Consider the following 12,778-nt stretch of genomic DNA (forward strand, 5'->3'; position numbering starts at 1 on the left):
GCCGGACCTCCCGGCCCGCTCAGTAGGTGAAGGCCAGCCCGTGCGTGCGGGCGAGGGGCCCGGGCACATGGCCCGCGTGGATCAGCACCGGGTTGCCCCAGGTGTGCTTGGCCTTCAGCGACACGCGGATCTGGGAACAGCCGCCCAGGTCGGCGGTGGTGAGGTAGAGCGTGTTGACCGCCGCCTGGTGGTGCCGGGAGTTGGAGACGCGCCAGGTCTGGACCGTGCTCGTCCTCGGGGCGCCGCACCGGGTGCCGTCCGGGTTCTGCGGCTGCGCCTCGATCCAGGTCTGGACCTGGCTGCCGTCGTACGCGGTCGTGCCGCCCGAGCAGCTGGCGTACGGCGAGTTGGCCTTGCACGTGGTCAGGTTGGCGTCCTGCACGACGGCGATGCGGTCGGCGCCGGTCGGCGTGACCGTGTACCCGAGGGTCGTCGCGGTGCTGCCCGCACCCACCACCCGCTCGCTCTCCTGCAGCAGCGTCCAGCGGGCCGCGTACGGGTAGACGGCCCGGCCGAGTTCCGCGCCGGCGCCGATCCGCATGGTCACCTGGCGCCCGGACGCGACGATGCTGGAGTAGCTGGTCACCGACAGGCGGCAGGTGTACGTGCCCTCCTCGGGAGCGATGAACACCCACCGCACGACGGGGGACTGCGAGGTCTCGCCCGGCAGGAAGTTGGCCGCCCAGTACGCGCCCGCCTCCACGCCGGCGGGCAGCGGGGCCGTCTCCGGGGTGCCGCCGGCGTACGCGCAGCGGATGGAGAGGGTGGTGCCGAGCCAGTCGCCGTCCGCGAGCGCAGTGACGTTCGACAGGACCAGGTTGCGCGACCACAGGTACGAGCGCTCCCCGGCCGCCGCGGTGAACGTCACCTCCGTCCCGGGGATGTCGCGGTACGGTCCCGCGGTCGAGGTCACCTGGTAGTCGAAGGGCTCCGCCAGTTGCGCGCGGGCGGGCGCTGCGGTGCCCACGAGCCCGGCCAGGGCGAGAGCCAGCGACAGTGCGGACGCGGCGAGGCTGCCGCCGAGCCGGGCGGAGAGTCTGCTTCTGGGACGCATGCGGAACGAACCCCCGTGGTGGCGGCTGATCTCGTGATCTTGAGTTGAGGACCAGGGGACTGTAGCCGGTCGGACGGTCGCCGCTCATGGCGGCTCCGGGACGGCCGCCCCGCGTACGGAAACCCGCACCGCGGTCGCCCGCCGACACCAAGAGCACTGCGCCTGCGCGAGGAAACCGGGTCGACGCCCGACAGCACGGTGACCGATCATGCCTCCATGCCCCTGAACGAGACCCTCGCACGCATCGACGCGGACCTGGCGGCCGGCCGGGTCCCCCTCGCGCGCCAGCGCCTGCGCGGCCTCGTCTCGTCCTTCCCGCACGACCTGACTATCCGCCGCCGTCTGGCCGAGGTGTACCGGCTCTACGACGACGCCGCCGAGGCCGGACGCTGGACCTACCTGGACGAGGAGCGGGACGCCGACGAGACCGCGGCCTTCGAAGCGCGGTACACGTCCCCCGGTCAGCGGATGAGGGCCCTCGCCTGGCGCGGCCCGGAGGACGAGGCGCCCACCGCCTTCGCGCGGGCACAGCTGGCCGCGGTGCGGACCGCCCGCGCGCAGGAGTTGGGGCGTTCCGTAGCCTGGGACGACCCCGCCGCCTACGAGGAGCCGGAGCGGCAGGGCGAGGCGCCCTCCGAGCCGTGGACGCTGGGCGGAGTGCTGGCGGGCGCCGGCTGCCTGGTGGGGGTGCTCGCGTTCCTCGCGGCCTGGGTGAACGGAGTCGTCGCCCTCTTCGACTGACGGCCGCCCCCTGAGGAGCCCCTGGCGCCCCGTCCGTACGCGCGGAGGAGGCACCGTCCCCGAAGGCGGACCGATCACTGTCAGTGGCTGCGAGTAGGTTGTGATCACCCGCTGAACAGCCGCGGGGACCGCGGCGCGTGCGCGAGCCGCGGAGAGCACGCACGACCGGGGGAGCGCACCATGAGTCCCACCATCACCTGGCAGGCCGTCGACGGCTACGAGCTGGCGCTCGATCCCTGGACGGGCCCCAAGCCGGTGCTCCGCTGCCGCACCGCCGCCGGGCGCGAGCTGAAGAAGCTGCCCGCCGCGCTCAAGAACGAGCCGCTGGTGCGCCAACTGACCGCGCTCGCCGGCTGGATCGGCGACCACGCCGCCCAGGCGGTGGAGACCGTCGAGTCCTGGATGACGGCGACCCTGCCGCTGCCGGCCGCGCTGATACGGCACGTATGGCCCGACCCCTGCTGGCGGCAGGCCCTGCGGTACACGGTGATCGCACCGTCCGGCGCAGGAGACGGCGAGCCGGCCGGCGAGCCGGGAGCGCCCGACGTGCGGCGCGCCGGAATCCTCACCGGTGTCGCGCCGGGCGAGGACGGCGCACTGCTGGTCACGGGACTGGACGGCGCCCACGAGCTGGACGACGAGGTCGTCGTGATCCCGCACCCGGTGCTCCTCGACCCGCGCGGCAGGGGACTGCTCGCCGCATGGCGGGACCTGCTGGACCGGCTGGGCGCGGAACAGGGCGTCGAACAGCTGCACCGCGCGGTGTACGCCCGCCCGGACTGCTCCCCGGCCCCCGGCACCTGGGGTGCCCCGCACGGGATCACCGCCTTCCACACCACCACCTACTCCTCCGGCGCCCACTTCGAGCGCGTGGTGACCCGCTACGGCGGACGCATCGACGGCGAGCGGGCCGGTTTCGGCTTCAGCCACCTGGGCCGCGTGTACCGGATGGTGGCCGGCCTGCGCTACCAGGGCCCCATGTCATCGGTCGACCTGCGCAACTTCTCGTTCACCGACTGCCCCGAAGGACACGGAGTCGGCACGTACGACGCCGTGCCCCTGCCCGTCTGGTCCGAGGGCATCAGAGCGATGGCCGCCCTCTACGACGAGCGGGACGCCCCGGCGGACACCGCGACCTCCCACCCTGCCGACGGGGCCGACGACTACCAGTCCTTCCTCGTCGCCTGCGCCCGGTACGCCGCCGAGGGCGCACCGCAGGCGCCGGCCGCCACGCCGCCCCGGCCCGCCGACGAGCGGCAGCTCCTCGGCGCCGGCGCGGTGCTGCCCGGTGTGCCGGCCGGCCCCGACGAGGAAGTGCTGACCGCACGCCGATACGCCTCACCGGTCCTTCCCCACGACGGCGATCGCTTCGTCCGGCTGCTCGCGGGGCGCACGGTCCAGGCACAGGACGCGGTGGCGCGCACCGTGGGCCTGGAGCCCGACGCGGGCGACCCCACGCCGGTGGGCCGCACCCAGGTCCGGCCGCTGGACTTCCTGTCCCGCGTCTGCGCGGCCCATCCGGAACTCGTACACGAGGCCATGGCGCTGCTCGCTCCGCTGCACAGCTGCGCCACGACCGCGGCGACGAAGCCCGGCCGCGCCGCCAACCAGCTCCGGGCGAGCCTGAAGAAGGCGACGGCACCGCATCCCGAACTGCTTCCGTACGCCCTGGACGAGGGCGCGCGGATCGTGGCGGGAGCGGGCAGCACCGCGATGGCCAGGACCCTGTACACCGAGGCCAGGTCGGCCGAGAAGCGACTCGGCACCATCGACGAGCGGGTCCTGCGCGACCTGGTCGCCGAGTTCAGCGAGCTGGGCGTCGTCGACGCGACGGCGCTCGCACGCTACCGGGACGACCTCGCCGCGCGCACCTCCCCCGAAGAGGCGCACGAGGCGTACCGTCTGCTCGTCCTGCCATGGTGCCGCAGGAGGAGCGGGCTCGCCCCCGCCGGGGACGGTGCTCCTCGCGGCCCACGACGCGAACTGCCCGCCTCCTTCGCCGTCGAGGTGGCGAAGGGCGCCGGCGGCCGGCCCGCCGCCGACGACGTCAACACCGAGATCTTCCATCTGCTGCTGCGCTCGGCGGCCTTCGAGAAGGCCGCCGTGTCCCTCTGGGAGACGTGGGCGGCTCCCCTGCGGCGGGACCTGGCCGAGCACCCCGACACCGCGGACCTCCTGACCCGCCACATGCCGCCGCCTCAGGGCTCCTCCGCCGCGGCGAGGACGAAGACCGCGGAAGGCTGGCTCGCCTTCCTGGCACGCGTCGGCGTCCTCCAGCGGTGCACCGGCGGACCCGGACCGGCCTCCCCGGAGACGGCGCGGCGCGCGAACGCGTGGCTGACACTGTTCCTGGAGCAGTACGCGGGCATGCGGCAGCCGGTCGCGGGCCTGGAACCGGTCGTCGCGGAGGTCGCGACGCGGATGCGCGAGGCCGGCGAGACCCGCGAGCCGCTGCTCGCGCTGCGGACCCGCTCCCTGGGCGGGGACTTCTCGAACATGGGCGTCGACCTCGCGTCGTACGCACTGATGCGGCGGGCCGGCATGCCGTTCGGCGAACCGGGCGCCGAGCGGCGCGTCTTCGCCCTCCAATGGCTCCAGCGGCGGGGCGGCGACGGCGTCGAGACGGTACTGACCGACCCCGCGTTCCGGGAGCCGATCCGCGCCGAACTGACCGGATCGGTGCGCGGCAGCCTCGGATACACGGTCACCCGGCACGTCCTCACGCCGTTCCCGGAGGTCACCCGGCAGGTGGCCGCCCTCGCGCCCTTCCGGGAGCTGATGGCCGGCATCCTCGACGAGCGCGCCCGGCGCTTCCGACAAGGCGGCCCCGACGCCCTGTTCGCGGCGCAGGACCTCCTCCTCCACGTGGAACCCTTCATCGTCACCGGGACCCCGCATCCTTTCGACGCGTACGTCCGGGAAGCCCTCACCATCGACCCGGCCACGCTGCTGGCGGACACCCTGCGCGCCCGCTGCGCGGCCCTCGGCCACGACGCCGCCCCGGACACCGCCTGCGGACTGCGCGAGATCACCACCGAGCACACCGGCAAACTGCTCCGGTCGACGGACGCCACCCTGCGCGACCGCCACGCGAACATGTTCGCCGTCGAGCCGCCCGCCCGCTTCAGCCGGTACCTCGAATACCGCCCCGGCTCGGACTTCGCCTACGGCCTCCTCCCCAAGATCGAGCGCTGGCTGCCGGAGATCCCCGACGACTCCTGCCGCACCACGGCCCTGGGCGTCGTCCAGGGAGTCCTCTGGTACGAGACCTGGCAGTCGACGCTCCGGCCGTACGTCCGCTGACGCGCGGGTCCGGGCGCCGTGCCGCGACCCGGCACGGCGCCCGGACGGCGCCCCCCTTAGCCGGCGGCGTGATGCTTCCCACATGCGCGGCTTCGTGCTTCAGAGCGCCGACACGAGCGGCGGAGGACCGTAGGGTGATCGCATGCCTAGAACCTCTCCTTCCGTCGCCATGGACGCCCTTCTTTCCGGCAACCGGCGTTTCGTGTCGGGCACGCCGGAGCACCCGAACCAGGACGCTGCCCGTCGTACGGAGCTGGCTCCGGCGCAGGAGCCGTTCGCCGTGATCGTCGGCTGCTCCGACTCGCGTCTGGCGGCCGAGATCATCTTCGACCAGGGACTCGGGGACCTGTTCGTGGTCCGCACCGCCGGGCACGTCGTCGGGCCGGAAGTCCTCGGCAGCGTCGAGTACGCGACCAGCGTCCTCGGCGCCCGTCTGGTCGTCGTCCTCGGCCACGACTCCTGCGGCGCGGTCGCCGCGGCCCGCGCGGCCGTCGAGGACGGCTTCGCCGCGAGCGGCTTCGTCCGCGACATCGTCGAACGCGTCACCCCCAGCATCCTGGCCGCCCGCACCGCCGGCCTGACCGCCGACACCGACATCATCGACGAGCACATCCGCCACACCGTCGACCACCTCCTCGACCGCTCCCGCCTCCTGTCCGGCCAGGTCGACGCAGGCGAGGTCGCCGTCGTCGGACTCGGCTACGCCCTCGCCGAAGGCAACGCCCGCGTCGTCACCACCCGCGGCGACGTCCAGCAGGAGGCCCTGGTCTCCTGACGCGCCGCCACGACCGCTCAGGCCCCCTCACATGGGGGCCCGAGCGCGTCCGGCCGGCGCGGGCCGGTGGCCTGCGCTCCGCGTCGGCAGACGCCGCCCTCGTGCCGCCTCCGCCGACCGGGCCCGAGCGCGCCCGCCCGACGCGGGCCGGTGGCCGCGGCGCCCCGCCCCGGGTACGCCGCACCCTGCCGGCCGCAGCGCGCGGGAACCGCCCCCGGCACCGCGAGGACGGCAGCCGGGTCACCCGTTCACCGGTGGGTTCATCTGTCTTGTGACGAGATGCCGTAGGGGACATTCGGGTGGAGCATCGCGCGCTCCGCAACCTCCCGCACCCCGCCTTGAGTCGTCTTCCGCAGTGGTACGACGACCAAGGAGGCACTCGTGACTGGGTTTCAGGCTTTCACCTCGGGCACCGCGGCGCTGCAGGATCTCGACCCCTACCGCTTCCCCGCCGCGCTCGTCGACGACGACCTGCCCGCGCGGAACACGACCCCGCGCGGCCTGACGGAGCTCGACGACTACCTTCTCCCCGCCCCCGCCCCCGCCCCCGCTCCCGACCCGGCGAGCCGCCTGGCCGACCCGCTCGACCCGGCCGACCGGCGCCGGCTGGAACTGCACGCCACCCTCACCGCCGCCGGCATCGCGCCCCTGCCGGGCGACCTCGCCGCCATCGAGGCCCTGTGCCGCCTGGACGACACCACCCACGTGGCGCTCCGGCGGTGGATCGACCGGACCATGTGACCTCGACGGACCGAGCACACCCGGGCACGGGCCCGACGAACCCGGCTACTCCACGCGATCACGCCGGAGCGCAGAGCGAGAGCCGCCACGGGGGCGTCGGGCCCGCTCGAACGGGTAGCCGCCAGACGGAGGTGGCCCCCGTGCAGTACAGCGACTGGATGCTCACCGTCAGCGAACGCGGAAACCGGTTCACCCGGCTCGACCGGCGCCACGCGGACGGCGCGGCCTGGACCCGCGGCAACGACGTGCGGCCGCTCGTCCACGGCGCGGCCTACTTCGCCGAGCTGCTCGGGGCCGTACGGGCACAGCGCGCCGGCGACCTGCTGCTGTTCACCGACTGGCGGGGCGACCCCGACGAACGCCTCGACGGCGAGGGCTCCGAGGTCAGCCGGGTCCTGGGCGAGGCGGCGCAGCGCGGAGTGATCGTCAAGGGGCTCGTGTGGCGCTCCCACCTGGACAAGCTGCAGTTCAGCGAGACCGAGAACCGCCACCTGGGCGAGGAGCTGGCGAAAGCGGGCGCCGAGTGCCTGCTCGACATGCGGGTGCGGCCCGGCGGCTCCCACCACCAGAAGCTCGTGGTGCTGCGCCACCCGGGCCGCCCGGAACTCGACGTCGCGTACATCGGCGGCATCGACCTCTGCCACAGCCGCAACGACGACGCCCACCACGGCGGCGACCCCCAGGCGGTTCCCTTCGCGTCCGCGTACGGCCGCCGACCGCCCTGGCACGACCTCCAGCTCGCCGTACGCGGACCGGCGGTCGGCGACCTGGAGGCCGGCTTCCGCGAGCGCTGGGAGGACCCCTCGCCGCTCAGCCGCAGCCCCGGGGTCCGGCTGCGCGAGCTCGCCCATCACGAGGACACCCATGCCGACCCCCTGCCGCCGCAGCTGCCGGACCCGGACCCGTGCGGCAGCCACACCGTGCAGGTGCTGCGCACCTACCCGAACCGGCTGCTGCGCGGATACCCCTTCGCGCCGGACGGCGAGCGCAGCATCGCCCGCGGCTACCTGAAGGCGCTGCGGCGGGCGCGGTCCCTGATCTACCTGGAGGACCAGTACCTGTGGTCGCCGAACGTCGTCGGGTTCTTCGCCCGGGCGCTGCGGGAGAACCCGGAGCTGCGCCTGATGGCCGTCATCCCCACCCTGCCCGAGCAGGACGGGCGGCTCACGCTGCCGATGAACCTCGTCGGCCGCGTCGCGGCCCTCGAAGAGCTGCGCCGGGCGGGCGGGGCGAGGGTGGCCGTGTACGGGCTGGAGAACCCCGAGGGGAAGCCCGTGTACGTGCACGCGAAGGTGTGCGTGATCGACGACGTGTGGGCGGCGGTCGGCTCGGACAACATCAACCTCCGTTCGTGGACCCACGATTCGGAACTCAGCTGCGTGATCCTGGACGACAGCGTCGACGGCCGGGAGCCTGCCGACCCCGCCGGACTGGGCGACAAGGCCCGCGGCTTCGCACGCGATCTGCGCCTGGAGCTCTTCCGCGAGCACCTCGACGCACCGGAAGCCGACGCCCCGTACGCACCGGACGACCTGTGCGACCCGGTGAAGGCGTTCGACGCCTTCTCCGAGCGGGCCGCCGCGCTGGACGCCTGGTACGCGAACGGCCGCCGCGGCCCCCGCCCACCCGGCCGGCTCCGCGCCTACGAGCCACCGGACATGTCCCGCCTCACCCGCACCTTCGCCATGCCGCTCTACCGCCTTCTGGTGGACCCGGACGGCCGCCCCCACAGACTCCGCCGCCACAACGCGTACTGATGCCGTCTCTCCCGGAGGACTCCTCGGCCGAGAAGTGCCCAGAAATCCGGACCGGTCCGCCCAGCGACCCACCCGGGGCCTGCTCCGACACCGTGGGTGCCGGCGCGATGCGCGTGCGGGCGGCGGCACCGGTTCGTCCCGGAGAAGCCGCTCAACTGGAAGTGGATCTGGTAGCGGTCGCGCATGAGCGATGACGGCATGCCGCACCGACACTTCCACGCGGAAGCCGCAGCACGACGTCTGCCGTGCCGCCCTGCCTGTCCGGCGACAACCGCGGCGGGTCCGCCGGCACGCTGTCCTAGGGTGGACGCGTGTCCGAATCCGTACATGCGCTCGCCCACCGGCCGTTGACCGTCGCCGCCGTCGCCGAACTGCTGGGTCTGCCGGCCGAGCCCCAGGTCCCCGACGAGATCGTCGAGGAGGTGGTGGAGCGGCGCGGGTGGCGCTGGGAGCACTCCCTGGTCTGCGACTCGCTGGTCACCGGGCACGGTCATGTGCTGTGCAGTGAGAGCTACGTTCCCTTCGGGCACCCCGACGCCCGGCACTTCCTGGTCTTCGGCGAGGTCTATCCCGTCGACCCGGAGGACGAGGAGACGAGCAACGGGCGGTGGCTCCTCGGCATCATGGACGACTGGCAGAAGCAGCCCGGATGGACGGGGACGCGGCCGGCCACGGCCGAGGACTGCGAGGACGTGCTGACCCGGGCCGCGCAGGCGGTGACCGGTCATCTGGGCACCGCTCCGGAGCGCACGATCACCTGGGAAGCGGCCTTCGCCGCCGGCCCCGCCCTGACCCACCGCGTCTGGCGCACCCCCACCCACGCCCTGGTCCTCGGCCCGTCGGCGGACAACGGCCCCTACGGCTACCTCACCCACCTTCAGCTGTCCTGCACGCCCCTCGACTGCGGACCCGAACTGCCGCCCGCCCACGACGAGAAGGCCCTGCGGGAATGGATCGCCACCCACGTCGACTGGTGACCGGTCCCGACGTCCAGGCGGGGTGGCCCCGGCCCGACGTCCCCACTCGACCACTCAAACAGGCCGTCCCGGGCTGCCCCGTGATCACCGGCGCGAGCTGCCGGTCAGGGGTGTCGACCGTCCTGCACGAGTCGCCCGCGCAGGACCGCAACAGGCGGGCGGTTCCGGGTCAGTCGAGGACGTCCAGGAAGCCCGGCCCGGAGCGGGCGTCGTCGGAGCGGCGCGCCCGCATCGGGAGCGGATCCGGATAGGTCTCCGCCGCGGCCCTCGCGCGGACGACGTCGGGCCCGCCGCACGCCTCGACCGCGAAGGTGCCGAAAACCCTGGCGAAGGCGGCCGGGTCGCGGAGCTCCACGCCGAAGGCCCGGCCGTCCAGCAGGGGCACCCACACCACGCGGTCACGCCGCGCCCAGTCCAGCACCGGCTGATCGTCCGCGGTCGAACGCCCCTCCAGCCACAGCCGCGCCACGTGCAGCAGGTTCACCTGCTCCATCGGCAACGGCTTGCGCCGCACGCGCAGTTCACGCGTCGACAGCTCGAGGAGCTGGTCCTTCCTCGGGTACCAGAAGACGCCGACCCCGAACGGCCCCCACAGCACGACCCCGATCAACGGCCAGATCACCGCGTCCCCCCACGACCGGAGGAGCCCGCCGTCCAGCAGGTACAGGGCACCGAGGACCAGAACCCACTTCGCCGTCATCCGCCAGAACCCGCTGCCCTGCCGGTACAGGACCCGTCGCTTGCCCGTCATCTCCATGCCCGCACGGTATCCCCCCTGGTGCCGTCCACCGCAGGCGCCCTTCGTCCCCTTGCCGCGCTTCCCGACGGTGCCTGCCTACGGCAGGAGCCCCCGCTGTGCGCGTACCCGCGGTGCAATTCCTGTTCGACGAACCTTCACCGTCGTGATTCCCTCATGGGCGGTGACCGCCTGCGACGCCCACCCCGGCCCCGCCGAACGACGCGGCATCAGAAAGAGAGCAGACACATGCAGCAACCCACCTTCGTCCTGGTCCACGGCGCCTTCGCCAACTCCTTCTCCTTCGCGCCCCTCCAGGCCGAACTGGGGCTTCTCGGGCACCGCTCCGTCGCCGTCGACCTGCCCGGCCACGGCTTCGAGGCGACCTTCACCCACGCCTACCAGACGCCGCAGGACCCCGAAGGGCTCGCCACCGCGCCCGGCTCGATCAAGGGCGTCACGCTCGCCGACAACGTCGCGCACCTGATCGGGATACTGGAGCGCGCCAAGCGCAACGGGCCCGTGATCCTGGTCTCCCACAGCCGCGGCGGCATCACGGCCACGGCCGCGGCCAACGCGCGCCCCGACCTGATCGACCGCCTCGTCTACGTCTCCGCGTGGTGCCCGGTCCGGCTCGACGCCGGCGACTACTACGCCGAGCCGGAGATGGCGGAGGTGGATCCCGCCGCCTTCGCCTCGGCGCTGGCCGGGAACCCTGCCGACCTCGGTCTGCTCCGGGTCAACTTCCGCACCGCGAACCCCGACGCGCTCGCGGCGTTCAAGGCGGCCTTCTTCGCCGACGGCACCGACGAGCAGTTCCTCACCTTCCTGAACACCTTCCAGCCCGACGAGAACCTGGACTTCGGCGGCTCCGCCGACCGGGCGCAGGCCGCCACCTGGGGCCGCATCCCGAAGACCTACATCCGCCTGACCGACGACGCGAGCCTCCCCCTCGCCCTCCAGGACCGGCTGATCCGCGAAGGCGACGAGCTGACGCCGGACAACCCGTACGACGTCCGCACCCTCGAGGGCAGCCACCTGAAGTGGCTGGCCGACCCGGCGCCGGCGGCCCGACTCCTGGCCGAACTCGCGGCGTCGGAGGAATGACCGCGCGCAGGACGTGCTGACCGTGCGTCGGACGTGACGACCGCACGCAGGACGTACTGACCGCGCGCAGGACGACCGCGCCGAGGACGGGACGCCCCCGAAGGAGGGGACGCCCCCGAGCGACGCGATGACCGCGACGGACGAGGACGCCGCGACATGACCGGTCCCGTAGGACCAAGCGCCGCGCGACGGGCCGGTTTTGGGGTTTCAAGGTGGTGGGGACCGGGGAGCGGTCCTCGGGGCCGCATGGCTAGCATCGGGTGATGGCGACGATCGACACCCTCATACCGGAGCGCGGCGCGCACGACACCGCCGCCCTGCACGCCTACGACCCCGACACTCTGGCGGGCTACGTGCTGGACGACGGCAACGCCTGGTGGCGTCGCCGGGTCTGCGTACGGGCACTCGCCGGCCGGGTTCCCGCCGCCCGGATCCCGGCCCTGCTCGACCGGATACGGGACGGCGAGGAGACCGCCGAGGTCCGCATCGCGCTCCTCGGCATCCTGTCCGACCGGCCGGAGCTGCTGCCCTGGCTGCGCCACGAGGACCGGCGCGGCGAGTCGTACGGCCTGCCCGAAGCGGTGCTGGAGGCGCGCGGCCTGCTCGGTGACCGCACGGCGGCGCCGGAGCTGGCCACGCTCGCCTTCTCGCCGTGGTGGCACCGGCAGCGGCTCGGCGAGGCCGGCCTCGAAGGTCTCATCGAGCGGTACGGGGCCGAGGCGATCGTGGCCGATCTCGGCGAGGACCGGCCCGAGGACCGGGCCTTCGCGGCGTGGATGCGGTACCGGGCGGGAGGGGACGTCACCCCGTACTTCGCCGATCCCGACCGGAGCGTCGCCTACGCGGCCCATGAGCTCGCCACGGACCCGGACCGGCTCCGCGCCTATCTCGACGAGGCGCCGACGACCGAGGCGGCGGTCTGGGCCGTCCACGCCCTGCACCGGATCACCGAGGACACCGAGGAGACCCGGCGGCTCGACGAGCGCCTCGGCCGCCCCCGCGTGCAGGTGCACGGGCTGGACGAGGAACTGCGCCGTGCGATCGTCCACGAGTACGCCCCCGGCTGCCAACGGCCGAGCGACCCCCGCTGGCGTCTGGAGGCCCTGTGCACCGAGCCGCCCGCACGCCCCGACCCGGCCGGACAGGCGGCCCGGGTGGCGGCGGTCATGGACGGGGCGGGACTCGCGCCGAAGCCGCCGGTCTCCTGCGGGGAGCACAACCAGCAGGGCGACGGCACGTACCACGTGATCGAGTGCGACGGCGAGGACGTCCTCGTCAGCACCCTGGGCCGCTTCGTCATGAGCCACGACCACGACCACGCGGCCCGCATCCCCCTGGAGCGGGCCGGATTCCGCTGGATCGACCAGGAGACCGCGGACAGGGAGGTCACCGACCTGTGCGTGTACTACTTCGGTGACCGCGGGTCCCGCGACGTGGACACGCTGCTCTTCTACTGGCAGGACTGACTCCGCCCGGCGGCGGGACGCCCGCCGCGCCCGTACGCGGTGGGGGCGGCCGGCCGCCGGGCGCCCCCGCCCGGCATGATCGCCGGCGTCCTCGCCCTCCGTCTCGGGGACGCCACCGCCG

Annotated in this window: 10 protein-coding genes; 8 read left to right on the top strand and 2 right to left on the bottom strand. The window is 73.7% G+C overall.

The features are described from left to right. Positions 1 to 19 precede the first annotated feature (19 nt). Positions 20 to 1,054, bottom strand: coding sequence for a hypothetical protein (locus ABD954_RS33060; protein ID WP_345491711.1), 1,035 nt, complete (start codon positions 1,052 to 1,054; stop codon positions 20 to 22). A 216-nt stretch (positions 1,055 to 1,270) separates the two neighbouring features. Between ABD954_RS33060 and ABD954_RS33065 the strand changes: the two genes are divergently transcribed. The 6 genes from ABD954_RS33065 to ABD954_RS33090 all read left to right on the top strand — a co-directional run bounded on the left by ABD954_RS33065 (position 1,271) and on the right by ABD954_RS33090 (position 9,348). Beyond that, a complete protein-coding gene (locus ABD954_RS33065; RefSeq protein WP_345491712.1) occupies positions 1,271 to 1,795 on the top strand; it encodes a DUF6584 family protein in 525 nt (174 codons plus the stop codon). Positions 1,796 to 1,975: 180 nt separating this feature from the next. After that, on the top strand, positions 1,976 to 5,098 hold the full coding sequence (locus tag ABD954_RS33070) for a DUF4132 domain-containing protein (RefSeq protein ID WP_345491714.1): 3,123 nt from the start codon (positions 1,976 to 1,978) through the stop codon (positions 5,096 to 5,098). Positions 5,099 to 5,240: 142 nt separating this feature from the next. Beyond that, positions 5,241 to 5,873 (top strand): carbonic anhydrase, encoded by a 633-nt coding sequence (locus ABD954_RS33075; protein ID WP_345491717.1) that lies wholly within the window; start codon positions 5,241 to 5,243, stop codon positions 5,871 to 5,873. Between the two features lie 381 nt (positions 5,874 to 6,254). After that, the gene (locus ABD954_RS33080) at positions 6,255 to 6,614 is read left to right on the top strand and encodes a hypothetical protein (protein ID WP_345491719.1); all 360 of its coding nucleotides are present in this window, start codon (positions 6,255 to 6,257) and stop codon (positions 6,612 to 6,614) included. A 140-nt stretch (positions 6,615 to 6,754) separates the two neighbouring features. After that, complete coding sequence (locus ABD954_RS33085; protein ID WP_345491721.1) at positions 6,755 to 8,371, top strand: phospholipase D family protein; 1,617 nt, start codon at positions 6,755 to 6,757, stop codon at positions 8,369 to 8,371. Positions 8,372 to 8,682: 311 nt separating this feature from the next. Continuing rightward, a complete protein-coding gene (locus ABD954_RS33090) occupies positions 8,683 to 9,348 on the top strand; it encodes a hypothetical protein (protein ID WP_345491723.1) in 666 nt (221 codons plus the stop codon). A gap of 169 nt (positions 9,349 to 9,517) precedes the next feature. Here the strand turns inward: ABD954_RS33090 and ABD954_RS33095 are convergent, their stop codons facing one another. Then, positions 9,518 to 10,105, bottom strand: a complete 588-nt coding sequence (locus tag ABD954_RS33095) for a hypothetical protein (protein WP_345491726.1) — start codon at positions 10,103 to 10,105, stop codon at positions 9,518 to 9,520. A 228-nt stretch (positions 10,106 to 10,333) separates the two neighbouring features. Between ABD954_RS33095 and ABD954_RS33100 the strand changes: the two genes are divergently transcribed. Both ABD954_RS33100 and ABD954_RS33105 read left to right on the top strand, forming a co-directional pair. Further along, positions 10,334 to 11,191, top strand: a complete 858-nt coding sequence (locus tag ABD954_RS33100) for an alpha/beta fold hydrolase (RefSeq protein ID WP_345491728.1) — start codon at positions 10,334 to 10,336, stop codon at positions 11,189 to 11,191. Positions 11,192 to 11,454: 263 nt separating this feature from the next. Continuing rightward, positions 11,455 to 12,657 (top strand): hypothetical protein, encoded by a 1,203-nt coding sequence (locus ABD954_RS33105; RefSeq protein ID WP_345491730.1) that lies wholly within the window; start codon positions 11,455 to 11,457, stop codon positions 12,655 to 12,657. The last annotated feature ends 121 nt before the right edge of the window (positions 12,658 to 12,778 follow it).

This window comes from Streptomyces roseoviridis, assembly GCF_039535235.1.
Taxonomy (GTDB): Bacteria; Actinomycetota; Actinomycetes; order Streptomycetales; family Streptomycetaceae; genus Streptomyces; species Streptomyces roseoviridis.